The sequence below is a fragment of the Pseudomonas sp. EA_35y_Pfl2_R5 genome, from assembly GCF_963970805.1.
Taxonomy (GTDB): Bacteria; Pseudomonadota; Gammaproteobacteria; order Pseudomonadales; family Pseudomonadaceae; genus Aquipseudomonas.
This window is the reverse complement of sequence record NZ_CAXAOW010000040.1, coordinates 1-1,064: the sequence shown is the minus strand read 5'-3', so window position 1 is coordinate 1,064 and position 1,064 is coordinate 1. Positions and strand designations below refer to the sequence as shown.

Sequence of the window (1,064 nt, the reverse complement as noted above, 5' to 3'; positions counted from 1 at the left end):
CTGTGCAAGAATGGTTATTGCCGTGATCCATTTATAAAAAGTATTCATTATTTGAATTGCCGCATAACGTTTGGTTAAGGGGCGGGCTTTAGCCCGTCCCAGTGAGCGAAGCGAACGATTTGAACCAATTGTTATACGGATGGTGACCTACCTGATATGACAGTTCCTCTCCAAGAGTTGTCGATTTTTCTATCAAATGGAATGACTATGCTTAAGCCGACCAGCCAATAAATAATAAATGCTTGGCTGAATGTTGCGCCTAGGTTTATGGCGATGAGGCTGGGGAATATACCGCTTATACACCACAAGCCAAGAATGGCGCCGTAGTATTTAAGGGTATGCCGCATGCGAAACTTTTTCTTACAGAGGGAACAAGTATGTCGACCTAGCGGCGACATCAAGTATTTTCTCCAAGTAAGATCGTTCTCTTCTAGACAGTGTGGGCAGATCATTTTCTATCCGTATAACGTTTGGTTAAGGGGCGGGCTTTAGCCCGTCCCAGTGAGCGAAGCGAGCGATTTGAACCACTAGTTAGCCGTTACTCACACATTCCTAATATTTTTCCGACGAGCATAGTAGGACCGTCGAATATTCCAAAGCCGCTGACTGACTTTGTGTAATAAGCAATATTATTGGCGGGATCTACCGCCCAGGTTTCGACGGTCCCCTTACTTTCCGTTGGATATATGCATGTCATAGAGTGATTCGATACTTTTAGGCACTCAAGATCACTGCTCGGGATTATGGACGATGCATTTTCCTTGATATTCACCAAGAACATTTTCTTGCTCATGCCGTCTTCAGTTATTGAGTATTTGTCGGCCGATTTTGCAGTGACGCCTTTTAAATCGCCGACCTGCCAGCACTCTGCTTGTACGTTGGCAGCAAGAAATACAAATACTAACGGAAGGATTCGCATCAAATTTCCTTGTGATGGCTAACGTTTGGTTAAGGGGCGGGCTTTAGCCCGTCCCAGTGAGCGAAGCGAACGGTTTGAACCACTTGTTAGGTTTTGAACGTAGATCTATTTGATAGTGATTTCACGAAAAATAACCTTTGGCTCG

At 44.6% G+C, this 1,064-nt stretch carries 1 protein-coding gene; it reads right to left on the bottom strand.

Going from position 1 to position 1,064, the window contains the following annotated elements; genetic code table 11:
- Positions 1-538 precede the first annotated feature (538 nt).
- On the bottom strand, positions 539-919 hold the full coding sequence (locus AACX99_RS22115; RefSeq protein WP_339414561.1) for a hypothetical protein: 381 nt from the start codon (positions 917-919) through the stop codon (positions 539-541).
- Positions 920-1,064 lie beyond the last annotated feature (145 nt).

What these genes read in the sequence shown, in the direction of transcription:
- AACX99_RS22115 (WP_339414561.1), bottom strand. Translation starts at nt 919, where the DNA reads ATGCGAATCCTTCCGTTAGTATTTGTATTTCTTGCTGCCAACGTACAA.